The sequence below is a fragment of the Rhodobacter ferrooxidans genome (assembly GCF_000176015.1).
GTDB classification, from domain to species: Bacteria; Pseudomonadota; Alphaproteobacteria; order Rhodobacterales; family Rhodobacteraceae; genus Pseudorhodobacter_B; species Pseudorhodobacter_B ferrooxidans.
This window is the reverse complement of the sequence record NZ_ACYY01000002.1, coordinates 206,072-231,147: the sequence shown is the minus strand read 5'-3', so window position 1 is coordinate 231,147 and position 25,076 is coordinate 206,072. Positions and strand designations below refer to the sequence as shown.

The following is a 25,076-nucleotide window of genomic DNA, read 5'->3' as shown; positions in this document are numbered from 1 at the left end:
ACTCCTTGCCGCCCGTGGGCGGGAAATCATTCGGCCCCGGTCCGGGGTGGCATTGGCGGCGCTTGCGGTTTGCGACGCACAGCATGGCCGATCAGGTCTTTCAGAAAATGTGGCGGATCGCCCCGGTCCTTGCGCTGCGCCAGAAGCCGCGCGCGCCACAGCAGGCCACCCACCACATGCGCCGCCGTCGCCCCGGCCGCGTAAAGGTAGCCGTGGTTCTTGGTGAAATAATGACGCCGGGAATCCAGCCAGAAGCCAGGGATACGGGTCCAGCTTTTCATCCCCGTAGAGGCCGAACCGATATGCGTCACCCGGCTTTCCACCACGAAATCGGTGGGCCACCCGGCGCGTGCCGCCCGCAGGCACAGATCGGTTTCCTCGAAATAAAGAAAGAACGTCTCGTCGAACAACCCGATCTGATCCAGAACCGATTGCCGCATCATCAGGCTGGCACCGGCCAGCCAATCCACCCGCCCGGTTGCCGCCGGGATCGGCTGCGCCACGATATGATCGCGCAACAGGCGGCTGATCGGGCCAAACCGCGCCGCCCCCTCCAACTCGCTGGCGATCGAGGGGAAGCGGAAGGCGGTGCGATGCGGGTCGCCCTCCGGTCCGCGCAGGAAGCTGCCGGCGAAACCGGTCTGGGGGTGGGCTTGCAGATGGTCCAGCAGGGCGGTCACGGCGCCTTGGTCGGGGAAGGCATCGGAGTTCAGGATATAGACGAAATCGGGCCGCGCGCCGCCGGGCAGACCCTGACGGATGGCGAAATTGTTGCCGGCACCAAAGCCGCCGTTATGGCCTGATTGCAGCACCCGCACCGGATGCGCGCCCTTGTCCCAGCCACGGCGCTGCACTTCGGCGGTCATCACTTCGAACGAGCCATCGCCCGAGTCGTTGTCAACAATGGTAATCGCGCCGTCGATGGTTGCCACCGCTTGCAGGGCTGCGGCGCAGGCGTCCAGCGTCATCTCGGCGCTGCGCCAGTTCAGGATCACGGTCAGCAAGGTCGGGGCCATGGCTATTCTGCCGCCTGTGGCAAGGACTGCTGCGCCTCGGTTGCTGCGATCACCGCCGCCAGCCGCTGCGCCAGCACCCGCACATTCGGTTCCAGCACCATGCCGTCATGGTCGCCCGGCACCTCGATCACCTGCAGGGCCGGGGCGAACTGCGTCAAGTCATTATCGGGGAACACATATTCCTTCGCCGCGCTGACCCATTGCCCGCCCGAGACCTGCCAGCACCGGTCCAGCTTCGGGCGCAACAGCAGCGTGGCACCTGACCGGGGCTGAATCTGGTAGATCGGCAATGCGGCGCGGAAGGCCGCCTCGATGGCGGCATTGTGAAACGCCCCTTCGGCCTGCGCAGGCAGGCTTTGGTCACACCGCGCCCAGGCCCAGCGGGCACGCGCCCAGTCCAGCAGGTAGCCCGGCCCTTTGGCGCGCAATTCCGCCAGCTTGATCAGCGCCTTGTCGCGGCGGGTCAAGCTGGGGCGCATCGGCAGCGGCGTGTCCAGCAGCACCAGCAGCGCCACCTCCTCGCCTGCCGCTTCCAGTTGCTGCGCCATTTCCCAGGCGGTCAGCCCACCGCCGGAAAAGCCGCCCAGCAGGTAGGGGCCATGCGGCTGCACCTGCCGCAGTTCGGCAATGTAATCCGCCGCCGCTTCGGGCAACGTGGCATGCGGGGCCGCGTCGCCGTAAAGCCCGCGCGCCTGCAAGCCGTAGAACGGCCGGTCGGTGCCCAGAAGCTGCGCCAGATGCCGCAGGTTCAGCACGTTGCCGAACATTCCGGCCACCAGGAAGAACGGTTGCTTCGGCCCGCCTTCGCGTTCGTGCATCGCCACCAGATGGGTAAAGCGGCGGGTCGGTGTTGCGGTTTGCGGCGCGGTATCCTGCGGCCCGATGCGCGCCTCGATCAAGGCAGCACAGCGGGCGATGGTCGGCGCCTCGAACAGCACCGAGATCGGGAAATCCACCCGATACGCCTTTTTCACCATGGCAAACAGCCGCACCGCGATCAGGCTGTGGCCGCCAAGGGCAAAGAAATCATCCTCCACCCCCACCTGCCCGACGCCCAGCAGGTCTTGCCAGAAGCCGGTCAACGTGCGCTCGATATCGTTGCGCGGTGCCAGATAGGCGGTGTCCAGATCGGGGCGGGCAAAGCTTTGGCCTTCGGGGCGGGTGTCCACCACGTCAGCCTGCGCAATCAGCGCGGGCAGGTCCAGCGACGAGACGATCACCTGCGGCAGGCCCGTGGCCAGCGCGCGGCGGAAAGCCTCGGCCCCCTCGGCAGCATGGATGCCCTGCGAAAGGTTGTGCAGCAGCCGTTCCTCGGCGGGCGAGGCGGGCTTGGCACTGGCAGCATCGTCGAACACCAGATCGCGCGCTTCCGGCGGGCGCAAGGTCAGCGCGCCGTCCAGCTTGTGCAGGGTAAAGCCCTCGATCTCCATGCAGATCGTGCCGCTGGCATCGGCCAAAGTGATATCAAACGTGGCCACCGCCGACGCGGCCCGGTTCGGCCCGGCATTGCGCACCCAACTGGTGATCTGCGCGGGCAGCGCCGCATAAACCCTCGCCCTGGCATAAGAAACCGGCACCCACAGATGCGTTGGCGCATAGCCCTCGATCAGCCCCATCGCCCAGCCGGTCGCGAGGTCCAGCAGCGCCGGATGCAGCAGCCAGCCCTGCGCCAGATCGCCGTGGAACGCCTCTGGCAGCGCCAATTCGGCAATCCCCTCGCCCTTTCCCAGCGCCGCGCGGGTCAACACCCGCCAGCGCGGACCAAAGCGCAGATGCGCTTCCTGCGGCGAGCGGATGCCTTGCGCATCGGTGGTGACGGCGGTGCAACGGGCGGCAATCGGCACGGTTTCCAGCCGCCCCGGGGTGGCGGTAATCGGCATCAGCCGGGCTTGCGCGTTGGTCTGGAAACCGGTGCGCCCGGCCAGGGCAACGGCGCTTTGCAGATCGAACCCAAAGCCCTCGTCGCTGCGGATCAGCCGGGCGCGGATGTCGCGGGCGGTGCCCTCCGCCACGTCCAGCGGCCGGAAAAAGGTCAAATCGCGCAGTTCGAATTGCGCGATACCCTCGGCGGCCATTGCCTCGGCGGCCAGCTCCAGAACCCCGGTGCCGGGGATCAGCGCCTGCCCCTCCTTTGTGCGGTGGCCATCCAGAATCCATCGGTCGGTGCCAAGCCGGGCGCAGAACATCCGGTTGCCCGCGGCATCGAACGTCGCCTCGTCCAGCATCGGCGCAGAAATCGGCAGGCGCGGCGCGGGCAAGCGGGCGCCGTGGCGGTCGGCCAAGGCTTCCGCCGCCATGCCGACGCCTTGCCAGATGCCCCAGTTCAGCGCCAGCACGCGGGTCTTGCCACCCTTGCGCGATTGTGAACAGGCGTTCAGGAATTCATTCGCCGCCACATAGTCGATCTGCCCGGCAGGCCCGGTGACGGTGGATGTCGAGGCAAACAGCACCAGAAGGTCAAGGCTGCCATCGGGGAACAGCGCCTCCAGCACCCTGGTGCCGTGCAGTTTCGGCGCGAAAACCTCCTCCACCGCAGAGGGCGATTTGGTCAGCAGCGGCCCATCGTTCACCACCCCCGCCGCATGGATCACCGCGCGGAAGGGGCCAAACCGCGCCACGCCCTTGGCCACGGCCTCGCGCATGTCGTGCAGGTTGCAGACGTCAGCGCAGGCCACCAGCACCTCGCCACCCAGCGCCTGCAACCGCTGCAATGCCAGAATGCGGCGTGAAACGGGGTCATCGGGCGCATGGCCCGCCAGATAGGCCGCCCAATCCGCCGCATCCGGCAAGGGGCGGCGGGCGATCAGCACGATTTTCGCACCGTTGCGGCGGATCAGGTCTTCGGCCAGCGTCAGGCCGATGCCACCAAAGCCACCGGTGATCAGCACCGGCGCGCCTTGCGGCAGGGTGATCGCCTCGGTCTCCGGCAAAGGAACCGGCTTCACCCCCCGCTCCAGCCGCCGCGCGCCACGCAGGGCGGCGATGGCGTTGCCGGGCGTGGCCAGCAGGTCTTCCAGCACCTGCGAAGCCAGCGGCTCCAGCCCGGCCCCGGCCTTGCCCCAGCGCGATTTCGCAGCCTGCGGCAGCACCACGTCCAGCGCGGCACAAGTCAGCCCCGGCACCTCGCGCGGGATCACCTTGATCGGTCCGGCGAGGATGGCTTTCTCGGGGTAAGGCAGGCCCTCGCTGCGCACCTGCACAGCCCCGGTGCTGACGGCGGTCAGGTGGATCGGGCCGGGCAAGCCCTCGCCAGCAATCGCTTGGGCCAGATTCAGCAGGCTGTAGAAACCCTGCTCGATATTGCGGTGAAAGAAGCTCGATCCGGGGCGGCAGCTTTCGCCCGCCGTCACCAGCCAGAAATGCGCGATGCGGGTCGGGGTCTGGCCGGTCGCCACCAGATCGCGGATCAGCGCGTCGTAACCGTCGCGGCCCTGCTCGGGGGCCAGCACATAGTCCTGACCGTCGCGCCTGAAGGCATCGCCGGGGCGCACCGTCACCACACGGTGCCCGGCAGCCACCAGCCGCGCGGCACAGGCGGCGGCAAGGCCCGCCTCGTCCATGAACATCAACCAGGTCTGCGGGGTGGAGCCTTCCAACCCGGCCTCGATATCAATCTCGCAATCGGCGGCGCGGGGGCGCCAGTGCGGCTGCCAGCCCCAGGTGGCCAGATCGTCCTGGCGCATCGGCAGGGTGCTGGTGGCGGCAACGGCCTTGCCGGGTTCGATGAAATACTGTTTGCGCTGAAAGGCATAGCCGGGCAACGGCACGCGACAGCGGCGAGCCTCGCCCCAGATCGGCGCCCAATCGACCGGCACGCCGCAGGCCCAAAGCCGGCCGATGCTGGCCAGATGCCAGGCGTCATCCGCCAGCTTCTGCTCGGGGTGGCGCAGGGCGGGCACGATCTGGCCGGCCGCCACGCCGTTGGCCTGCGCAAGGGATGACATCGACCTTCCGGGTCCGATCTCGATGAACACGCGGTTCGGGGCGGCAAGGGTCTGCATGCAGTCCTGAAACCGCACGGTGTTGCGCAGATGCGCCACCCAGTAGTCGGGGTCGGTGGCCTGCGCCGCGGTCAGTTCCACACCCGAGCGGTTGGAGATGATCGGGATTTGCGGCGGGCTCAGTTTGATACTGCGCAGGTAGTCGCCAAACCGCTGCAGGATCGGTTCCAGCATCCGCGAGTGCGCCGCGATGTCGATCGGGATGCGCTGGGTCTCGACCTCCTCGCCCGCCAGCCTTGCCGCCAAAGCCCCCAGCGCCGCATCGGGGCCGGAGACGACGCAAAGGCCGGGCGCGTTGACCGACGCGAGGTCAAGATCACCGGTCAGATGTGGCGCAAGGGCGGCCTCGTCCAGCGGCACCGACAGCATTCCACCGGGCGGCACGGTGTCGAACAGGCTGCCGCGCAGATGCACCAGGCCGATGCAATCCTCGAAACTGATCACCCCGGCCAGACAGGCGGCGGTATTCTCGCCCATCGAATGACCGACCAGCGCGGTGGGCGTCACCCCCCAACTGATGAAAAGCTTCGCCAGCGCATATTCCACGATCATGATCAGCGGCAGTTGCACCGAAGGGCGCTTAAGCCGGGCGTTGGCGGCAACTTCAGCCCCCGGTTCGGGCAACCACAGCGCCCTGATGTCGTAATCCAGCTTCGGTTGCAGGATCGCCAGACCCTTGTCCATCCAGTCGCGGAACTCGGGTTCGGTGTCGTAAAGATCGCGCGCCATGCCAGCGTATTGCGCACCGCCACCGGGGAACATGAACACCACCTCGGGGTCGTCGCCAAGGTGGTCATGCGCGAACACCCGGCGCGGATCGGTGCCTTCCAGCAGGTCGGCGGCCTCGGCATGACTGTGCGCCACGATCACCCGGCGACGGTCGAAGGCGCGGCGGCCTTCCTTCAAAGTCCAGGCCACATCGGCCAGCGGCTGTTCGGGATGGGCGCGCAGATGCGCCGCCAAGGCCCGCGCCCCATCCTCCAACGCGCCGCGCGATTTGGCCGACAGCACCAGAAGCTGAAACGGCCAGTCGCTGGCCTCGGAACTCGCCCGCAGAGGCGCCTCTTCCAGCACCACATGCGCGTTGGTGCCGCCGACCCCCAGCGCATTCACCCCGGCACGGCGCGGGCCGGCCGAGGGCCAGTCCAGCAGCCGATCCGCCACCTTGAACGGGCTGGTTTCGAAATCAATCGCCGGGTTCGGCGCCTCGTAGCCCAGGCTGGGCGGGATCTGCCGATGGTGCAGCGCCAGCGCGGTCTTGATCAACCCCGCCACCCCGGCGGCGGTATCCAGATGGCCGATGTTGGTTTTAACCGAGCCAAGGCGGCAGAAGCCCACGGCATCGGTGGTCTCGGCAAAGGCCGCAGACAGCGCCGCCACCTCGATCGGGTCGCCCAGAAAGGTGCCGGTGCCGTGACATTCAACGTATGCGACGGTCCCGGCCGAAACGCCCGCCACCGCCTGCGCCTCGGCAATCGCCTTGGCCTGACCATCGACCGAGGGCGCCAGATACCCCGCCTTGGCCGCGCCATCGTTGTTGACCGCCGAGCCCTTGATCACCGCCCAGACATGATCGCCATCGGCCAGCGCATCCTTCAGGCGCCGCAGCACCACCACCCCGGCGCCCGAGCCGAACACCGTGCCCTGTGCGCGGTGGTCGAAGGCGTGGCAATGGCCGTCGGGCGACAATATCTCGCCGTCGTTGAAGATGTAGCCGCGACCCTGCGGCAGTTCGATGGTGACGCCGCCCGCCAGCACCATGTCACATTCGCCGTTCAGCAACGCCTGCACCCCGAAATGCACCGCCACCAGCGAGGTGGAACAGGCGGTCTGCACGGAAATCGACGGACCTTTCAGATCGAAGATATGGCTGACGCGGGTGGCCAGAAAATCCTTGTCGTTGCCGGTATGGCGCAGCAGGAACATGCCGGTGTTTTCCACCAGATCCGGGTTCGAGCAGATGTTGAAATAGAAATAGCTGCCCATGCCGCAACCGGCATAAACCCCGATGGCGCCGGGGAAATTCTCGGGCGGATGACCGGCGTTTTCCAGCGCCTCCCAGGCCACTTCCATGAACTGGCGGTGCTGCGGGTCAAGGATCGCGGCCTCTTTCGGGGAAAATCCGAAAAAGTCGGCGTCAAAATGGTCGAACTGATCCAAGGGCGCCGCGGCGCGCACATAGTTGCGGTGGCGCAGCCGGTCCGGCGCCTCGCCCGCCGCCAGCAATTCGGCATCAGACAGCACCCGGATCGATTCCACCCCGTCCCGCAGGTTGTCCCAGAACGCGGCAATCGAAGGCGCACCGGGCAGATGCGCCGCCATGCCGACGATGGCAATGTCGGTATCGGAAATAGCCTCAGGCCGCACTGGTGATGCCGTCATGCCGAAAACTGCCTTGCCACTTCCTTCGGGTTGCGTGCCGCATCGGCAAGCCGCACCCAAGCCTGATCCGCTTTTTCGTTAAAATACCGCAAATGCCGGGCAGGCGATACCCGCGCTGGCCGGGCTGTGCCATCATATCCCAGCGGGTGACAATGCCTTGAGATTGCCACAATCCTGCCACAATTTCCCGGCGATCAAGGCAAATCCCGCTACCAATGCCCCGGTCCGGTGCCACGCGCCATGCGGATTTGGGCGTTCAGGTAAACAATCAGATCAAAGCCGAAACCGGCGACCAGTACCGCCAGCCGTTTGGGGCTTGCAAGGGTGCCCTGCTGCCGCAGCAGGTGGATGCTGCGCTTGGTCAGGAAATGCAGCGGCACATAGCCGAAAGGCGCGCGCGGCAGTTGCTCTGCCAGCACCCGCGCCAGCCAGCCGTCATCCCCCGCCGCCCGCGCCAGTTCGGCGTGCCGGGCGGCTTGCGGCAGCGCCCGCAGATGCGCAAAGCAGGCGGCATTGATCGCCGAGCCGATGACGATCCGCGTCTGATGCCGGATCAGAGCCCCGATCCGACGTTCCGAGGCATAGACGTGATAGGCATCGCCCCCGTCGATCCGCGTCAGGTCTTCCGGCACGGTCAGCGCGTCGGTCAGTAGCATGGCGCGCAGAAAGCCGTCCTCGACCGGCAGGCCGACCGGCAGATGCAAGCCCCGCGCCGCCCCGGTCCGCAGCGCATAAAGCTGGCCGCACAGTGCGCGCCGCCATTCCTCCAAAGTGCCGCCCGCTGCCGCGATCAACCGATCCTGCGCGCCCAGTGCCGCCCCTGGTTGGGCGATATCCTTCACCGGGCGCGAGGTGAACACTTTCACCGCTGGCCGCTCCAGCAATCCCTGCACCAGAAGCCGCAGCGTGGCGGGGTCGGGCAGGGCGATATCGGCATCGCAGCAGATCAGCACCTCGGCCTCGCGCCGCGAAAGCTCATGCACAAAAGCGTTCCAGGTTCGCGACTTGCCACCCTGCGGCAGGTCCACCACCTCGGCCAAACCCGAGGCCCGCGCCACGGTGTCGTCGGTGCAGCCATTGGCCAGCACCAACAGCCGCAGGTCATAGCCCGCATCCGCCCAGATATCCTGCGCCAGCACCCCGGCCAGCATCGCGGCGATGCCTGCGGCCTCGTCATGGGCAAACACCCCGATATCGACGCAAACCGCCATCACAGCACCGTGCGCTGCGGGCCGGGGTGCATCCGCCGCCGCCGCTCGGCCTCGGCTGCCGCGCGCCGTGCCACAGCCAAAGCCTCGGCATGGCCCAGCAACGCCCCGGCCATCAGCCAGGTGAAGGGGATCAGCGTCGCATTGGGCAGCATGTCCACCATGTTGGCCGCCAGGATCAGCGCCACCGCACTGACATAGGGCGAGAACGCCGCCCGTGCCGAAAAAGCCTCGCGCCCCAGCGCCAGCAGCGGCAGCGCCAGCAGCCCGAACAACGCGATATAGCCCAGCCAGCCATAGATCCCCAAGGTGATGATCCAGGCGCCGTCGGCAATCGACAGCCCCGCGCCGGTGAACGGATCGTAAAGCAGGTTGCGCCCGTAACCGCCCCAGCCGAACAGCGGCCGCTCGGCGGCGCGGGCCAGCAGTTGCTCCTCGTTGCCGATGCGAAAGCGCAGCGAATAGGCGCGGTTGGCGTCCAGATGGTCGGCCAGCCCCAGAATGGCATCCAGCGGCACCAGATGTGCGCCGCGCAGCAAGGGATAGCTGACCACCAGCACCGCCAGCACCGCCGCCGCCAACACCTGCAACCGCCGCGGCGCCAGCAGCAACAGCGGCGCCAGCCCCAGCGCATAAACCAGCGGCCCGGCGCTTTTGCACAGGATCAGCACTGCCATCAGGTAAAGCGCCGCCGCCAGCAGCCTTGGCCGCCGCTCGGGCGGGCTGGCGCGGAACAGCACCAGTGCTGCCAGCACCGCCATCAGAGCCAGAAACGCCACCCAAAGCCCGTGCGGCAGGAACACCACCGGCCGATAACCGCCAAAGCGGATGGTCTGAAAGAAATCATGCTGGAAATAGCCGTAAACCCAGACGTTCATCTGCGGCGACAACCGCATCTCCACCAGCATCGGCAGCGAATAGGCCAGCCCCGCCGCCATCAGCGCCACCAGCAGGGCGCGCATCGCCACTGGGGTCGCCAGATAGCGCCGGGCCAGAAAGAACGGCAGCAGCGCAATCGCCTGATTGGCCACCGCGGCGATGCTGTCGTAAATCCGCATCCCCTGCAGATCGTCTCCCACCCGCGGCACCGGGTCGGTATTGGTCAGCACCGTGGCAAACGGGCTAAGGATGAACAGCGCGATCAACACCTTGCCGACGCTCGATTGCGGCAGCAGCGCCAGGCGGTCGCGCAGCACGAACAGCACCATCACCAGCGCCGCCAGATTGGGGATCGACGCCTTGTCCAGATCGGGCACCACCGGCAGGTCCAGCGCAGCCAGCGGCGGCAGCAGCAGATAGCCGCCCAGCACTGTCCAGATCAGCGCGCGATCCGGTGTCAAGCGCCGATACAGCAGCAGCGCCACCAGCGGCCAGGCCAGCAGCATCAACCAGGCAAAGGCGTTGGGCGAAATCTGCACGCCGCGCGTCACTCCACTTTGGGGCCGAACACCCCGACCCTACACCATGCGCCGCAACCCCGGCAGCCGCAGCAGCAGCACCGTGGCCGCCCAGGACAGCGCGAAACACACCAGCGCCGCCAAGGCCGGGCTGACCTGCGGCCCGAAAATCTTGTAGCACACCAGCATGAAAAACGGATGCAGCAGATAAATCCCGAACGCCGCCTGCCCCAGTGCCGGCAACCAGCGCGCCCGCAAATCCAGCCGCCAGGCCGCCTCGAACAGCAGGGCGGCGAAGCCCAGTTGCAGCGCCCACAACTGCCCCGCCCAGGCGTAGGTCAGACCCGAGATCAGCGCCATCGCCGCCAGCGGCAGCCAGACCAGGCCAAAGCGGTGACCGAACGCCGCCAGAATCCCGTAGGCAAAGGCCGGCAGCGCAAAGGCCCATTGCGGCAGCGGCCCCGGCATCGCCACCGCCCCATGCAGCCACAGAATCGGCAGCGACACCGCCACCAGCACGCCGCTGGCCAGCCACAGATCGCGCGGGCCTGCCACGCGGTTGCCGATCAGCGGCACCAAAGCCGAGGCCAGCATCACGAAGGGCAGAAACCACAGATGGATGGTTGACCCGATCAGCAGCGACCACGGATCGCGCAGCGGCACGAACCGCGCCGGATCGTCCGAGATCGCCATGTCCAGCAGCCGATACATCAGCGACCAGAACAGCCAGGGCAGGGCAATGCGCTGCGCCCGTTTGACCCAGGAAAACCGCCCCCCCGCCCGCTGCATCGACCCGATCGCCAGAAACGCCGTCAGGATCAGGAACAGCGCCAGCGCCAGATGCCCCACCCAATCCTGCGGGCTGACGAAAGCATGGGCCCAGACCACCCCGAACGCCGCACCAAAGCGCGCAAGGTCGATAGAGGCCCGGTGCTGCACGGCGCTGCTGCTCATGGCGTTTGGGTAGAGCATGGCCCGCGGGCAGGCAACCCGCATCCCCGCCGCCTCGGTGCCGCAGCGGAAACAGAGTGTTCGCCGCTTTTTCAAGATCCCGGCCCGCAGCAACTGTCGCAAGCCCGCAAGTGCCATGCTAACAAGGCGCAGGTCGCGTAAGGATGTTGCCGTGCAGTTCCGCTTTGCCGATACGGTGATTGCCGTCAACCTGCCCGACAGGGCGGCGTTGCTGGCGGCGGTTTCGGCGCGGCTGGCGGCGAAGCAGGGCTTTGCGCTGGCCACGCTCAATCTGGATCATCTGGTGAAACTGGCGCGGTCAGACAGTTTCCGCCGCGCCTATGCCGCGCAGGATCTGGTGGTGGCCGATGGCAACCCGATTGTCTGGCTGTCGCGGCTGGCTGGCGATCCGGTGGCGCTGGTGCCGGGGTCGGACATGGTGCTGCCGCTGGTGCAGGCGGCGGCTGCGGCTGAGGTGGGCGTGGCGCTGGTCGGCAGCACCGATGCGGCGCTGGCGGCTGCGGCAGAGCGGCTTTGCGCCGAGGTGCCGGGGCTGCGGATCACCGCTTGTGTTTCGCCGCGCTTTGGCTTTGACCCCGAGGGTGCAGAGGCTGTGCAGATCTTGACCGATCTCAACGCCGCCGATGTCGGCCTGTGCCTGATTGCGCTGGGCGCCCCGAAACAGGAAGTGTTTGCCGCCCTTGGCCGCAGGCTGGCGCCGCAGGTGGGCTTTGCCTCGATCGGCGCGGGGGTGGATTTTCTGGCAGGCAACCAGAGCCGCGCGCCGCTGTGGCTGCGCAAACTGGCGCTGGAATGGGTCTGGCGGATGCTGTCCAGCCCGCGGCGGCTGATCCCGCGCTATGCCGCCTGTGCCGCAATCCTGCCGGGGCAGGCCTTGGCGGCCCTGCGGCAACGCTGGCGCTGACTACTTGTATTCAATCAGCTTTGCCCGCCGCCGGAAAACCTGCCCGGCGTGATAGCCCAGCACGCCCTGCGCCTCGGGCAGCTTGCCCAGCACGCTGAAGAACGCGGCCTGCCAGGCGTGCAAACCCGCCCCGTCGCGGAAGGCCAACCGCACCACCTGCATCGGCCAGGCCACCAGCAACCACAGCGCCCCCGGATCGGCCAGCACCGCCACTGTCGCCACCCCCAGCGGCAACACCGCCCCCCACAGCAGCGCGCGGCGGGTTTCCCGGACCCAATGCGCCTCTGGCCCGGCCCCGTGCAGCGCCGCCCCTTCGGCAAAGGCATGCCCGGCGCGGCGGCTGCGCTGCCACCATTGCCGGACCGAGGTGATCCCGGCGTCATGCAGTGTCATCTCGGCCTCCAGCCGCCAGATCACACCCCCGGCGCGCCGCAGCCGCAGACACATCTCCGGCTCTTCCCCGGCAATCAGACCGGCACGATACCCTCCCGCCGCCTGCACCGCGTCAAACCGCATCAGCGCGTCGCCGCCACAGGCGCGGGCCTCGCCCACGGGCGTATCCCACTCAGCGTCGATCAGCCGGTTATACACCGACACCTGCGGAAACCGCTCGCGCCGCCGCCCGCAAACCACCACGACCTTCGGCTGATCGGCCAGAAATGCCACCGCCTTGGCCAGCCAGCCCGCGTCCAGCGTGCAATCGCCATCGACGAATTGCACGAACTGCGGCGGGTCGGCGGCAAGCTGCGCCAACCCGGCATTGCGGGCGCGGGCGGCGGTGAACGGTTGCCGCCGATCCAGCACCACCACCTGCGCACTAAAGCCGCGCGCCAGATCGGCGCTGCCATCGGTCGAGCCGCTATCGACATAGACCAGCCGCCGCACCTGCCCGGCCAAGGAGGCCAGACAATCGCGCAACCGCGCCCCCTCGTTGCGGCCGATCACCACTGCATCGACGGTCTGGGGTTTCACGCTGGAACCTTGCATCACACCTGACCTGCCATGAATTGACCGCCATTCTAAGCCGCGTCCCGGCGATTGACCACGCCCCGCAGCGGCGGTCGGCAGGCGGTCGCCGGGGGCTATCTGCTTTCAATTTCAACGCTAATCTGCTATTCACCAAGCTGCTAGGCGGGGGCCCGGGCGATTCCTTTTCCGCTTGTCCGCAGGGGCATCGCGGGGTTCTGGCTAAGCCGGTCTTCATGCCTGCTGCAAGGCGGGGCGTCGTTTTTCCGTTCGCGGCACATCGGTGTCGTGCCGCAGCAGGAGCCCAAGTTTTCGGATGGTCAAGCACAACATGTTGACAGCGCGACCAGAATCCATGGCCGATATGGAGCGTTCTGCGATGAATGGTGACAGTTCCGGCAAGAAACCCGGCGACTCCCGCACCGAAGGGGTCAGCCTGTTCCGCCCCGGCCAGCCGATCCGGCGCGAGCCGGTGACGCTGGATCAGGCCACCGGGCGCGAGATTTTTGCGGCGCCGAATCTGCTGCGGCAAAGCAATCCCGACCGGGTCTGGGACTCGCTGACCGCCGTGGCGCTGGACGCTACTGCACTGGCTGGAAACGGATTGTTCGTGAATTCGCAACCCGAGCAGCCCGCGGCTTCGGCCTTCGACATCCTGCGCACCCGGCTGTTGCAGGCGATGGCGCAGCGTGGCTGGAAACGCATCGCCGTCACCTCTCCGACCCATGGCTGCGGCAAGTCTTTCGTGGCGGCCAATCTGGCGCTCAGCCTGGCGCGGATGCCCGGCACCCGCACCGTGCTGGTCGATCTGGAACTGCGCAAGCCCGGCATGGCGGCGCTGCTGGGCATCAAGGGCACCGGGCCGATCCGCGATCTGCTGACCGGCGATCAGCCGCTGGAATCGCATCTGCAACGGGTCGGGCGCAATCTGGCGCTGGCACTGAACGGCACGGCAGTGGCCGACGCCGCCGAATTGCTGCACGAACCCGATACCGCCGCGGCGCTGGAGGCGATGCTGGAGCAGCTTGACCCGGCAGTGGCGATCTATGACCTGCCACCGGCACTGGGCAGCGATGATGTGATCACCATGTTGCCGCAGGTCGATGCAGTGCTGCTGGTGGCCGACGGCACCCGCACCACCGCCGAAGACGTACGCGCCTGCGAGCGGCTGTTCGAAGGCCGGGTGCCCTTGATGGGCGTGGTGCTGAACCGCAGCCAGGACCGCAGCGAAGACCGCTATCGCTATGGCCGGAAGTGACGGCAAGACAGGGAAACCGGCATGGGCCAGATACAGACGCTTGAAGAATTCGTCGGCCTGCTGATCCGCAGGCGCTGGCTGATCGGGCTGGTATGCGGCGCGGGCGTTCTGCTGTCGTTGGTGTTCGGCCTGTCGCAGGGCAAGACCTATCAGACCGGCGCGGTGATCCAGGTGGAAAGCCCGGCGGTGGCCGATGGCAGCGCCACGGTGGGCGGCCAGTCAGCCCGGCTGTTGCAAGTGATCGAGCAGCGCCTGACCACCCGCGAAAGCCTGACCGCGATGATCGAACGGCACGGACTGTTTGCCGACGCACCCGGCCTGACCATCGACCAGAAGATCGCAGTGCTGCGCAAGGCCGTGACCTTTGAAAGCGTGGCCTCGGTTTCCCAGCAGGCCTACGGCGCTCCGGCCAGTGTTTCGGCGCTGATCATCACGGCACAGTTGGCCGATGCCGATCAGGCGGCGCGGGTGGCCAATGATTTCGCCCAAAGCATCCTTGACCAAAGCAGCGCCGGGCAGACCGGGCGGGCGCGCGAAACCCTGGCCTTCTATCAGGCCGAGGAACAGCGGGTGGGCCAGGAGATTGTGGCGCTGGAAGCCGATCTTGCCGCCTTCAAGAACCGCAACGCCGCCGCCCTGCCCGGCAGCCGCGACACCAGGCGCGACGAGCTGGTAGCGCTGGAAAGTGATCTGCGGCGGCTGGACCAGAGCCTTGTCGCCGTCAGCGGCGAGCGGCTGGCGATCGAGGCCAAGGGCCAGTTGCGCGAAACCGACCGGCGGCGGCTGGAGGACCTGCTGGTGCAGATCGGCGTGCTGACGGCGCAGAAATCGGCACTCGCGGCGCAGCGGGCGGCGCTGGAGGCCGCGATGGCGCAGACCCCGGATATCGAGCGCGAACTGGGCAGCTATGACCGCCGCTTGCAGCAGTTGCAAAGCCAGTATGAGGTGATCACCGCCCGGCAGGCCGAGGCCGAAACCGGCCTGCGGCTGGAAGAGGCGCAACATTCCGAACATTTCAGCCTGCTGGAGCGCGCCACGGTGCCGGAAACTCCGGTGGGGGGGGGCGGCAAGAAACTGGCGGTGCTGGGCAGCCTGGCCAGTCTGCTGGCCGCTGTGGGGCTGGCGTTCCTGCTGGACTTGTTGAACCCGGTGCTGCGCACCCCCGGCCAGATGCAGCGCGAGCTTGACCTGCGGCCGGTGATCTCGATCCCCGAGGTGAAGCCGGTGCGCCATGGGCCAAACCCGGCCGAGCGGGTGAAACCGTTGCAAAGCCTGCCCCGCTATGCCGCCCTTGCCGGTGCGGTGGTGTTGTTGGTGCTGGTGGCGGCGAACCTGACCTGAGGCGCAGAAAAAACCGCCCGCGGCATGGCCCGGGGCGGTTTCGCGATTCCAGCCGATCAGAAGCCGGTGCAGGCCACCACCACACCAATCGTCCGCGCCAGCACCTTCAGATCAGTGGTCAGCGACAGCTCGGCCTCATAGGCGGTGTCATAGCCCGCCCGCGCCTCAAAGGTGGTGCGGTTGCGCCCGGCGGTCTGCCAATAGCCGGTGATGCCCGGCCGCAGCGCGTAATAGGCGGTGCCGGGATACATCTCTTGCTGGTTCAGCATCATCGGACGCGGCCCGACCAGGCTCATGTCGCCGGTCAGCACGTTCCACAACTGCGGCAGCTCGTCGATCGAGGCCTTGCGCAGAAACCGGCCCAAAGGCGTGATGCGCGGGTCATCCTTCAGCTTCTGGGTCTCGTCCCATTCCAGCCGCGCCTCGGGGTTGGCGGCCAGATGACCCTCCATCCGTGCATCGGCATCGCTGACCATGCTGCGCAGCTTCCACATGCGGAAGGCCCGCCCGCCCCTGCCAACCCGGCTTTGCGCATAGAATGGCGCGCCGCCATCACGCGCCACCGCCAGGGCCAGCCCCAACACCAGCGGCACGATCACCGGTGCGGCCAGCACCACCGCCGTCACATCGAAAATCCGTTTGAAACCGTTGCGATACAGCCCCTTGCGCCTTGGCGAAGCCGCAACAACCGCCTCCCGATCAAGCCTGACCGACGCACCGGTAACGAACTCTGAATACCTGATGGTCATTTCCGGTCAATCCGAAACAATAATGATCAAGATGCCGGGAAGGCCGCCAAAGTCAGCGCCGACTGATGTCCTGAAGTCTGTGATGATACGGCTTGGATTGCAGAACATTACTCTTACCCGGCTGTTACGCCCACACCCGCCATTTTACCGTTTGTTCAAGACGGATGGCGACACCTAACCTGTCGGGCTGACCATATTCATGCCCGATTAACCAAACAATTCTGACGTAAACTCGCCTTAATCTTGCCACATTGTCAAGCGCTTCAACTCAGGATTGAGACAACAAATCGACGCCTGCACTCTGGCAGCAACTGATTCGAATCCTGAGGTTTTTTCGTTTGGGTCAGCAGCTACGAATTGCCACCAGGGCGTGTATTTTCTGCAAGAATACCATTCTCGCACCGATGGCGGCATTGTTTCCAAACTGTCAAAAATCGGCCCCAAAAAGGCCAGTGCCGCAGTCTTGCGCAATCAGGGCGTGGTCCGGCCCGACGGACAGCGCCGCATCGCAAAGCCAAGGAACAACCCGACGCCGCAAAGCCCGGACAGCGGGTATAGCATGGCAAGCCCCAGCAGCGGCACCCCCGCGGCGATGCCCCAAGCGACCCCCGTCATGCCCGCCACTATCCCCGAGACCACCAGTCCGATCAGCACGACCTTTGCTATCCTTTTCGACATGTCTGACCAGAATCCTTGCAGGATCTGGAAACAAAGCCAGCGCAAAATGCATTGTATTTTTTGAATTGGTCTAAAAATGGGCAGAAACGTGCTGGCTGCGGCGAATTGAGCGCAATCTTCCGCTGATTTCCCAATCTCGCGTGGAGTACCGGCTTAAATCAGCACCAGCACCGCCCAGTTCACCCACAGCGCCAGCCCGATCAGCGCCGCCGCCAGCGCCCCGAACAGCGCATCATGCAGCCCGTCCCAGGCGCCATGCCGCCGCGCCAGCCAGATGATGCCGGGATGCACCGCCGCCAGCGCCAGCCCCTGCGCGGCCAGCGCCCCCGCCAGACCGCCCGCCTGCGCCCCGGCCAGAAACGCCAGGGTCTGCACTGTGGCCTTGGCGGCGATCAGCAGGAAGTAGTTGCGCGAATCCCCCGCCGCCAGCGCCGACTGGTCATAGCTCATGCCGATCACCGCGGGCATCTGCACGCAGGCAATCGCCACCACGATCGCCCCGGCGCGGGCATAGCGGTCGTCATACAGCACCCCCACCAGCGGCACCCCGGCAAAGGCCATCACCGCCAGCAAGGCCAGCAACCCACCCGTCAGCCCGAAGCGCAGCCGCCGCAGTCGGGCGAAGTTTTCGGGCGAGGCACCCGGCGGATGGTCGCGATACAGCGGGATCAGCACCCGGCTGGTCACCGCCCCGCCCAGCAGCACCGGGAACGACGCCAGGAACCAGCCGATGTTATAGACCCCAAGCTGGTCCAGCGGCAGATAGGCCCCCAGAATCGCCTTGTCGCCCTGCGCCAGCAGAAAGCCGCAGGCGGTGGACAGGAAGATCCATTTGCCGAACCGGATCAGCTCTTGCCCGGCACTGGCGTCCCAGCGCAGCCGGTTGCGCTGCCCCGGCAGATAAAGCCGCATCAGCACCAGCTTGGCCAACGACCCGGCTATCGCCCCCAGCACCAGCGCCCAGACCGAGCGCAGCGCAAAGGCCAGCGCCACCATCGCCACGATGCCGATGATCTGGCTGGCAAGGTCCAGCGCCGTCACCCGGCCCAAGCGCAGATGCCGGTTGGCGGTGTCGATGCTGGTGGGGTTGAACCCGGCGATCAGCAGCGTCAGCCCGGCGGCGGGCAAAAGTTGCAGCAGCATCGGGGCGGAGTAAAGCTGCGCTACCGGCCAGGCGATGGCACAGGTGCCCAGCCACAGCGCCGCCCCGCGGGCCACCTGAATGGTCCAGGCGGTGTCCAGGAAATCCGGGTCATCGCCGCGCCGGTTCTGCGCTATCGCCGGGCCGATGCCGACATCGGAAAACATCGCCAGCCCGACCAGAAACACCGACACCAGCGCCATCATCCCGAAGGCCTCGGGGAACAGCAGCCGCGTCAGGATCAGGTTCGAGGCCAGCCGCAGCACTTGCGCCACGGCATAAGACCCCGCCGTGATGGCAGAGCCGCGCAGCACACGGGCGAACAGGTTGGGGGCGGCGGTGGTCATGGCGGCGACCCTAGGGGGGGCGGCGGCAGGGGTCAATCCGCCGTCACAGGGCTTTGCATCCCGCCCCCCGCGCCGTAAGCTGGCGCCAAACCATCGGGGCGTTTCGCGTGAAGATTGCCTATCTTGTGAACACCTACCCGCGCGCCTCGCACAGCTTCATCCGCCGCGAGATTGCGGCGTTGGAGCGGGCGGGGCATCCGGTCCACCGCTTTGCCATGCGCTCGGACCGTGCCGCTTTGGTCGATCCCGCCGATCTGGCCGAGGATGGCAAGACCGAACATGTGCTGGCGGCGGGTGCTTGGCAGATCGCGCTGCGGGCCAAGCTTTGGATGCTGCGGCATCCGGCCAAGGCGCTGGCGGCGCTGCGGCTGGCGTGGCGTTGCGGGGCGCGGGGTGGCGGGCGGTTGCGGCATCTGATCTATCTGGCCGAGGCCGCCTATGTCGCCAACCGTTGCCAGACCCTTGGCATCCCCCATCTGCACGCGCATTTCGGCACCAACTCTGCCACCGTCGCGATGCTGGCCCAAGCCCTTGGCGGCCCGCACTACAGTTTCACCGTGCATGGGCCAGAGGAGTTCGACAGCCCCGAGGCGCTTTGCCTGCGCGACAAGATCCACCATGCCGCCTTTGTGGTGGCGATCAGCTCCTATGGTCGCAGCCAGCTTTGCCGCTGGGCCGACCATGCCGACTGGCCGAAACTGCGGGTGGTGCATTGCGGCATCGAGCCGTGGCACTATGGCGACCCGGCGCCGTTGCCGACCGGTGGCCCGCATCTGGTGGCCATCGGGCGGCTGGCCGGGCAGAAGGGCTTTGCGCTGCTGATCGAGGCTATGGCACTGGCCGCCCCCCGCCACCCCGGTCTGCACCTGACGCTGGTGGGCGATGGTGAATTGCGCGACCATATCGCGGCGTCGATTGCCGCCCTTGGCCTTGGTGATCGCATTACCCTGACCGGTTGGCTGGACGAAGTTGGCGTGCGGTCAGCCCTCGCCGCGGCGCAGGCGCTGATCCTGCCCAGCTTTGCCGAAGGCCTGCCGATGGTGGTGATGGAAGCGATGGCGGCCGGTCGCCCGGTGATCGCCACCGCCATCGCCGGGGTGCCGGAACTGGTGGTGCGCGAAACCGGCTGGCTGGTGCCAGCGGGCGACGCGACCGCCCTGGCCGAGGCGATCGACGCACTGGCCGCGATGCCTGCCGACCGGCTGACCGAGATGGGCCTGGCCAGCCGCGCCCGGGTGTTCGCCCGCCACGACATCGACACCGAGGCCGCGCGCCTTGCCACCCTGTTTGCCGAGGTGCCATGACCGGGATCGTCATAGCAGCCGCCTGCAATGCGCAGGCCATTCTGGACGCCAATCTGGCCCGCTCGCCACTGCTGGGGCAAGGCGTGCGGCTGGTCAGCGAATTTGGCGCGCCATCCGCCTCGGTCGCCTATAACCGGATGCTGGATGCCACTGACGAACCCTTCGTGGTCTTCGCGCATCAGGATGTGTTCCTGCCCAAAGGCTGGGACGCCGTGTTGCGGGCGCGGATTGCCGAGGTGGCGGCGCTGGACCCGAACTGGGCCTTGCTGGGGGCGTTTGGCGTCGGGCTGGATGGCGCGCATATCGGGCCGGTGTGGTCGTCGTCGCTGGGGATGATCGTCGGCCGGGTGCCGCTGGTGCCGGTGGCGGTGCAAAGCTATGACGAGATGCTGATCGTGCTGCGCCGGGCCTCGGGCTTGCGGTTCGACGAGGGGCTGCCGGGCTGGCACATGTATGGCACCGATATCGCGCAGACTGCGCGGGCGGCGGGGATGGGCGCCTGGGCCGGTGCGCTGCCGACGGTGCACAACGACCGCTATCATGGCGCGCTGGGGCCGGATTTCACCGAATGTTACCGCTTCATGCAGCGCAAATGGCAGGCCGCGCTGCCGCTGCGCACGCCGATCACCAAGATCAGCGGGCACGGGCTGCATCTGCTGCGCGACCAGTGGCAGAACCGCCAATCCGCCGGGTTCCGGCTGGGGATGGCGGTCGGGACGGATACCGATCCGGCGGTGTTGGCTGGGCGCTGTGGCTGGGCTGACTTGAGTGCTTGCGGATAGGCGGGGGTGAGCGCCGTCTCGGAAACGGTCCAGTGGACCGTTTCAGGCGTGAACGCGCGGAGCGCCGGGCAAAGTTGAAATGGGGTCAGCGGCCCCGGGTCCATGCGCCGTTGCGTTTTAGCCGCACGGTCAGCGCAACGGCGGCGTAGGTGGCGAAGCCTGCGGGGTCGGTGAGGGCCAGCCGGGCGAGGTGTTGGGTCGTCAGCGGCGGTTTGGCTTCGCGGGGCGGCAGGTCGGGGTAGAGCCGGGCAATCTCGGCCACGCCCGCATCCTGACGGCGGCGGACGCGGACCAGCGGGCCGAAGCCCTCGATCATCGGCCAGAGGTAGGGGGCGGGGCAGGCGATGCGTTCGGATGCATCGAAGTGCAGGCGCACGAAGGTGTCATCCGAGATGATGTCGGGGAAGGCACCCCAGCGGGCGCGACCAGCGGCGTTGACAGCGTATAGGCCGTAGCCGGGGGCGGGGCTTTGGGCGAAGGGCAGGCGTTGCCAGAACCTTGCGTAGGCGCGGGTGATGGGGCTGCGGGCGGGCGGGATTTGCGGTGTGCCGCTGGCGTAGCCGGGGGATGGAGTGGCCAGCGCCGCCGCAAGTTGCGCCATCAGGGCGGTCGAGACCTGCACATCGGCGTCGAGATAGGCCCGCATCTCGCCCCGGGCCACCGCGTCACCGGCGTTCAGGGCGGCGGGCTTGCTGCCTTCGGTCAGGTTCAGCACCGTCAGGCCCCAGCCCGCCTGCGCTGCCCTGTCGCCAAAACCGCGCGCCAGATCGGCGGTGGCATCGCGGCAACCATTGGCCACCACCAGCGCCTCGGCACCGCCCGGCACCGGGTCCGAGGCCAGCAAGGCCTGCAGGCAGGCCCCGATGTAGCCCGCCTCGTTGTTGGCCGGGATGATCACGCTCAGCATGTGCTGCAGCCCAGCGCCAGCGCCCGCCAGCGCGGGTTGTCGTCGCCCAGATGCCGCAGCGCCCCCCAACTGCCCCATTTGGTCGGGCGATAGACATCGACAAAGCCGTTGAACGGCGCGTCGGTCAACCTGGCCCAACCGGCCAGCAGTTCGTCATAAAGCGCCCCCATCTCCGGGCTGTAGTTCAGCGCCTGAAAGAAGGCGGTCAGATCGGCATCCTCGACCTCGGCACCGTAACCCACCACATGGCTGCCGCCCTCATACATCACCAGCCGCAAGCCGCGGGCCGATGCCACGGCGGCATGATGCGGCAACACCTCGCCCAGCACCTGTGCCAGACTGTCCGAGGCATCGCCAGTCTCTGACCCATCGCGCAACTCGGCGGCGGCGCGGGCGATGGCGCGGTCGTAGCGGTGCTTGGCGTCCTTGGCCGCACCCTGCGATTCCGCCAGCCATTGCCGCACCTGCGGGGTCTTGAAATCCGACCCCAGCAGCGCGCTGAAATAGCCGGTGACGGCATAGGCATCAAAGCTTTGCACCGGTGGCTTGCCGCCTTCGGCCACCAGCAGGGGCGCATCGAGGATCTGATCCTCCAGCCCCAGCCAGCCGGTTTGGGTGGCGATCACCCGCACCAGCCTGTCCTTGGCCTGCGCGCCGAACACCTGCGCCCAGATCTCGGCCACTTGCGCCGCCCGCAGCCCGTAGAACTGCACCCCGGCCTGATCATTGCCCCAGCGCGCCTTGGCCTGCGCTGCGGCCCAGCGGGATTGGGCAAACTGGCCGTTCCAGACCTCGTTGGAGTATTCCACCCAGGCGCGCAGGCCGGGGGCAAGGCTGTCGCGGGCGGCTTCGGCATAAAAGCGCACCAGCGCATCCTCGGCCAGATGCGGCAGGGTGAACCAGGGGTCGGCTTGCAGCTCGTTGGCCAGCGCCAGCATCACCTCGACCGGCACGCCGTTGCGGGCATAGGTGAAATCGTCGGGTTTGGGGCGGTCTGCCAGCTTGGCCAGGGTGGAATCGTTGGTGGCCATCCAGTCCATGAAGCGCAGGCCCCGGGCGCCACGGATGCGGTCCAACCAGTCGGGATTGAAGATCGCCCCGGCATCGAAGGCGGCCTGCCGGTCCTCGCGCACCACGGTGATGCCGCGCAGCGGGTCGGCGGCGTCGGTGGCGGTCAGGGTCAGGATCACGGCACCCTCGCCGGGGGTGTAGGTGAAGCGGATTTCCCCCGATGCCGCCTGCTGATCGGCGGCGCGGCCTTCCAGTTTCAGCGTGCCCTTGCCCTGATAGCGCAGCAGATAGCGGCCCGCGACGCCCCCGGCATCTTCGGGCAGATCGGTCAGGATCAGCGTGGCAAGGCCGGTCACCTTTGGCGGCACGGCCTTGGGCCAGCCCGCGGCATCCAGCCAGCCGCCTGCAACCAGGCTTGGGTTCTCCATGCCGCCCCATTGCCCCGGCAGATGCCCGACCCAGGGCCGCGCGGTTTTCATCACGTCCAGAAACGGCTGCTGCACCGACCAGTCGTTGATGCCCGCCAGCCCCAGCGCCAGCGCCGGATTGCTGACGCCCGCAAGCGCCACCGGTTTCGGTGCGGGGGCCGTGACCTGCCGGGCATCCTGCGCCTGCACCGCCGCCCAGGCAATGCGTTGCAGGGCCAGCGCCGTGGCATCACCGATCACCGAATCGCGGCTTTGCCAGGCGCGGGTCAGTTTCGGCGGCAGGCCTTCCGGGCTTTGGCCGGTGATCGCCGCCAGATGCAGCATCGCCAGCAGATAGCGGCCCTTGCCGTTGGGGTGGATGTCATCCGCGAACAGATCGCGCAGGGTCTTCAGACCGGGCACCTGCTGGGTGGCAATGGCATCGGCGGCCAGCCCCAGCGCCTGACCGGCGGGGATCAGCCGGACAGGTTCCGCATCGGGCGGGCGGGCGGCACTGGTGGTGGCAACCGCTGCTTGCCAGCCGGGCAGGTCGGCAGTCAGTTGCTCGCGCCAGGGCAGTACCGAACTGGTGGTCAGGCTGGGCCAGCTTTCCGTAACGAACACCTGCGCCTGCGGATTGGCCGCCCAGGCCATCGCGGCCAAGCTGGTATCGGCGTCGGATTGCCCCATCAGCACCAGCACATCGGTGCCGCCGCGCGCCAGTTCTGACGCGGCATCGCTGTCGCTGCTGCGCACTTCGGCCTGCACCGCCATCGCCGCCAGCCCGGCCTGCACCAGCGGCGGCAGGTCGGGGCCGACCAGCGACTGGCCGACGAACAGTATCTTGGTCAGAAGCGTCAGGATCGACATCGGGGATTCCCTCTGGCGGCGATCCTAGCGGCTTGCGCGGCTGGGAGCCACTGGGGAGATCGGGTTTGGCGGAAAGGCCGGGGGGCTGTCTGCCCCCCGGACCCCCCGAGGATATTTGTGCAAAGGAGAATGGAAATCGTTATTTCGGGGCGAATATCCGGTAGTAGGCCCAGTCTGGCAACAATTGCGCGCCGCGGAACAGCCAGGAAAACACCGTCGGGAAGCTGGATTTGAAGCGGTTGGTTCGCATCAGCCTCAGCATGTGGGCGGCGGCTTCTTCGGGGGTCATCAGGAAGGGCATGGGGAAATCGTTCTTGTCGGTCAGGCGGGTGCGGATGAAGCCGGGGTTGGCCAGTTGCACGTCAATGCCGCTGCCGCGCAGGTCGGCGTAAAGCGATTCCGCCAGCGCCATGCAGCCGGCCTTGCTGGCGCCATAGCCGATGGCGCCAGGCAGGCCGCGAAACCCGGCAAGGCTGCCGGTGATCACCACATGGCCGCTTCCGCGCGCCACCATGCCGGGCAGCACGGCGCCGACCACCCGGGCGCAGCCAGTGAAGTTCACGTCGCACATCGCGGTGACCTTTTCGACGTCCCACGCCTGGGCCTTGGTCGGCCAATAGACCCCGGCCAGGAACACCACGCCGTCGATGTCGCCAAGTTCGTGGCCCGCCGCCGTCACCGCCGCACTGTCGGCCACATCCAGCGGCAGGGCGCGGGCGGGGCCGGGCAATGACGCCACCGCGCGGGCGAGGGGTTCGGGCGAGCGGGCCGACAGGATCAGCTCCGCCCCCAGCGCGCTGAGTTGCTGCGCCAGGGCCAGCCCCAGCCCGTCGCTGGCACCCACCAGCCAGTAGCGCTTGCCGCGAAACTCTCTCATGCTGCTACCGGGCGCATGGTGGCCACCAGTTCGGCCACCTTGATGCCGAATTTGGAAAACTGGCTGCGGTTCATGATCGTTCCATTCTCCATCAGATACATCCAGTCCACCACGTCCAGTACATGCCCGCCCGCGTCTTTCTCCAGCCTGATCCGGTAGCAAAGCCGCAGCGCCGAGCCTTCCACCCGGCCTGCGCCGGTGCCTTCAAGATCGGCGGCATCGGCGGCAACCGCGCCGTCATTGCCCAGCCGCAACTGCCATTGCCGGGCTTGCGTGCGGCCCGAATCATAGCGGAAATGCTCGGTCAGGGTGCCGGAGTTGCCCTGCCAGTCGCCCTGCATGTCGGCGACAAAGCGCGAGGAAACCCGCCCCGTCGGGCCATAGATCACCCCTTCGCACAGGATCGGGCCGGACAGATGTTTGCGCAGATCAAGCTGCGGCGTGGTGTCCGCATAGTCGGCGGGTTTCTGGGCACGAAAGCCTGTGGTGCGGGCGGCAAGGGCCAACGCAAGCAGGGTCAGGGCGGCGCCCAGCAGCAGGGAAACGAATGGTGTCATG

General features: G+C 67.3%; 18 protein-coding genes. 5 read left to right on the top strand and 13 right to left on the bottom strand.

Annotated features, from left to right (window positions below; genetic code table 11):
• Positions 1-26: 26 nt before the first annotated feature.
• The 5 genes from RSW2DRAFT_RS02595 to RSW2DRAFT_RS02575 all read right to left on the bottom strand — a co-directional run bounded on the left by RSW2DRAFT_RS02595 (position 27) and on the right by RSW2DRAFT_RS02575 (position 10,958).
• A complete protein-coding gene (locus tag RSW2DRAFT_RS02595) occupies positions 27-1,016 on the bottom strand; it encodes a glycosyltransferase family 2 protein (RefSeq protein WP_008027767.1) in 990 nt (329 codons plus the stop codon).
• A gap of 2 nt (positions 1,017-1,018) precedes the next feature.
• Positions 1,019-7,399 (bottom strand): type I polyketide synthase, encoded by a 6,381-nt coding sequence (locus RSW2DRAFT_RS02590; RefSeq protein ID WP_008027765.1) that lies wholly within the window; start codon positions 7,397-7,399, stop codon positions 1,019-1,021.
• A 209-nt stretch (positions 7,400-7,608) separates the two neighbouring features.
• The gene (locus RSW2DRAFT_RS17070) at positions 7,609-8,610 is read right to left on the bottom strand and encodes a glycosyltransferase (RefSeq protein ID WP_008027763.1); all 1,002 of its coding nucleotides are present in this window, start codon (positions 8,608-8,610) and stop codon (positions 7,609-7,611) included.
• On the bottom strand, positions 8,610-10,025 hold the full coding sequence (locus RSW2DRAFT_RS02580; protein ID WP_008027762.1) for a hypothetical protein: 1,416 nt from the start codon (positions 10,023-10,025) through the stop codon (positions 8,610-8,612). Before RSW2DRAFT_RS02580 ends, RSW2DRAFT_RS17070 begins: the two co-directional genes overlap by 1 nt.
• A gap of 39 nt (positions 10,026-10,064) precedes the next feature.
• Positions 10,065-10,958 carry an acyltransferase family protein gene (locus RSW2DRAFT_RS02575; RefSeq protein WP_198008062.1) on the bottom strand — a complete coding sequence of 298 codons (894 nt, stop codon included), beginning with the start codon at positions 10,956-10,958 and terminating at the stop codon, positions 10,065-10,067.
• 169 nt (positions 10,959-11,127) lie between these two features.
• Between RSW2DRAFT_RS02575 and RSW2DRAFT_RS02570 the strand changes: the two genes are divergently transcribed.
• The gene (locus tag RSW2DRAFT_RS02570) at positions 11,128-11,880 is read left to right on the top strand and encodes a WecB/TagA/CpsF family glycosyltransferase (protein ID WP_008027757.1); all 753 of its coding nucleotides are present in this window, start codon (positions 11,128-11,130) and stop codon (positions 11,878-11,880) included.
• Here the strand turns inward: RSW2DRAFT_RS02570 and RSW2DRAFT_RS02565 are convergent, their stop codons facing one another.
• Positions 11,881-12,867: a glycosyltransferase gene (locus tag RSW2DRAFT_RS02565; protein WP_008027755.1), complete on the bottom strand. Its 987-nt coding sequence runs from the start codon at positions 12,865-12,867 to the stop codon at positions 11,881-11,883.
• Positions 12,868-13,201: 334 nt separating this feature from the next.
• On the opposite strand from RSW2DRAFT_RS02565, the gene RSW2DRAFT_RS02560 reads away from it, so the two are divergent.
• On the top strand, positions 13,202-14,104 hold the full coding sequence (locus RSW2DRAFT_RS02560; RefSeq protein ID WP_232209637.1) for a CpsD/CapB family tyrosine-protein kinase: 903 nt from the start codon (positions 13,202-13,204) through the stop codon (positions 14,102-14,104).
• A 21-nt stretch (positions 14,105-14,125) separates the two neighbouring features.
• Positions 14,126-15,445, top strand: a complete 1,320-nt coding sequence (locus RSW2DRAFT_RS02555) for a GumC domain-containing protein (RefSeq protein WP_008027751.1) — start codon at positions 14,126-14,128, stop codon at positions 15,443-15,445.
• 56 nt (positions 15,446-15,501) lie between these two features.
• On the opposite strand, the gene RSW2DRAFT_RS02550 is transcribed toward RSW2DRAFT_RS02555, so the two are convergent.
• From RSW2DRAFT_RS02550 to RSW2DRAFT_RS02540, 3 genes are all read right to left on the bottom strand, one after another.
• Entirely contained in the window at positions 15,502-16,194 is a 693-nt protein-coding gene (locus tag RSW2DRAFT_RS02550; protein WP_008027749.1) for a sugar transferase, read from the bottom strand.
• A 471-nt stretch (positions 16,195-16,665) separates the two neighbouring features.
• Positions 16,666-16,848 carry a hypothetical protein gene (locus RSW2DRAFT_RS02545; RefSeq protein WP_232209636.1) on the bottom strand — a complete coding sequence of 61 codons (183 nt, stop codon included), beginning with the start codon at positions 16,846-16,848 and terminating at the stop codon, positions 16,666-16,668.
• 177 nt (positions 16,849-17,025) lie between these two features.
• Positions 17,026-18,360 (bottom strand): oligosaccharide flippase family protein, encoded by a 1,335-nt coding sequence (locus RSW2DRAFT_RS02540; protein ID WP_008027746.1) that lies wholly within the window; start codon positions 18,358-18,360, stop codon positions 17,026-17,028.
• Between the two features lie 107 nt (positions 18,361-18,467).
• On the opposite strand from RSW2DRAFT_RS02540, the gene RSW2DRAFT_RS02535 reads away from it, so the two are divergent.
• Together RSW2DRAFT_RS02535 and RSW2DRAFT_RS02530 are read left to right on the top strand one after the other, a co-directional pair.
• The gene (locus RSW2DRAFT_RS02535; protein WP_008027745.1) at positions 18,468-19,664 is read left to right on the top strand and encodes a glycosyltransferase; all 1,197 of its coding nucleotides are present in this window, start codon (positions 18,468-18,470) and stop codon (positions 19,662-19,664) included.
• Positions 19,661-20,446: a hypothetical protein gene (locus RSW2DRAFT_RS02530; protein ID WP_008027743.1), complete on the top strand. Its 786-nt coding sequence runs from the start codon at positions 19,661-19,663 to the stop codon at positions 20,444-20,446. The genes RSW2DRAFT_RS02535 and RSW2DRAFT_RS02530 overlap by 4 nt, the downstream gene beginning before the upstream one ends.
• Before the next feature lie 85 nt (positions 20,447-20,531).
• On the opposite strand, the gene RSW2DRAFT_RS02525 is transcribed toward RSW2DRAFT_RS02530, so the two are convergent.
• From RSW2DRAFT_RS02525 to RSW2DRAFT_RS02510, 4 genes are all read right to left on the bottom strand, one after another.
• Positions 20,532-21,353, bottom strand: a complete 822-nt coding sequence (locus tag RSW2DRAFT_RS02525; protein WP_008027741.1) for a glycosyltransferase family 2 protein — start codon at positions 21,351-21,353, stop codon at positions 20,532-20,534.
• Complete coding sequence (locus tag RSW2DRAFT_RS02520; protein WP_008027739.1) at positions 21,347-23,641, bottom strand: hypothetical protein; 2,295 nt, start codon at positions 23,639-23,641, stop codon at positions 21,347-21,349. The genes RSW2DRAFT_RS02525 and RSW2DRAFT_RS02520 overlap by 7 nt, the downstream gene beginning before the upstream one ends.
• A 139-nt stretch (positions 23,642-23,780) precedes the next feature.
• The gene (locus RSW2DRAFT_RS02515; protein WP_008027737.1) at positions 23,781-24,518 is read right to left on the bottom strand and encodes an SDR family NAD(P)-dependent oxidoreductase; all 738 of its coding nucleotides are present in this window, start codon (positions 24,516-24,518) and stop codon (positions 23,781-23,783) included.
• Positions 24,515-25,075: a DUF3833 family protein gene (locus tag RSW2DRAFT_RS02510; protein WP_008027734.1), complete on the bottom strand. Its 561-nt coding sequence runs from the start codon at positions 25,073-25,075 to the stop codon at positions 24,515-24,517. The genes RSW2DRAFT_RS02515 and RSW2DRAFT_RS02510 overlap by 4 nt, the downstream gene beginning before the upstream one ends.
• Position 25,076 lies beyond the last annotated feature (1 nt).